The sequence below is a fragment of the Herbaspirillum sp. WGmk3 genome (assembly GCF_023952535.1).
Classification (GTDB): Bacteria; Pseudomonadota; Gammaproteobacteria; order Burkholderiales; family Burkholderiaceae_D; genus Herbaspirillum; species Herbaspirillum huttiense.
The window spans coordinates 1-254 of record NZ_JAKYWT010000110.1 but is presented as its reverse complement, the minus strand read 5'-3'; the positions used below and the strand labels follow the sequence as shown (position 1 = coordinate 254).

1 pseudogene is annotated in these 254 nt (G+C 39.4%); it reads left to right on the top strand.

Annotated features, from left to right (window positions below):
• Positions 1–170: 170 nt before the first annotated feature.
• A pseudogene (gene bor, locus MKD49_RS26105) lies at positions 171–254 on the top strand (serum resistance lipoprotein Bor); the annotation flags it as partial.

Genomic DNA, 254 nt, shown 5'->3' with positions numbered 1-254 from the left:
CCCCGTCAGGGCTGTGGACATAGTTAATCCGGGAATACAATGACGATTCATCGCACCTGACATACATTAATAAATATTAACAATATGAAATTTCAACTCATTGTTTAGGGTTTGTTTAATTTTCTACACATACGATTCTGCGAACTTCAAAAAGCATCGGGAATAACACCATGAAAAAAATGCTACTCGCTACTGCGCTGGCCCTGCTTATTACAGGATGTGCTCAACAGACGTTTACTGTTCAAAACAAACCG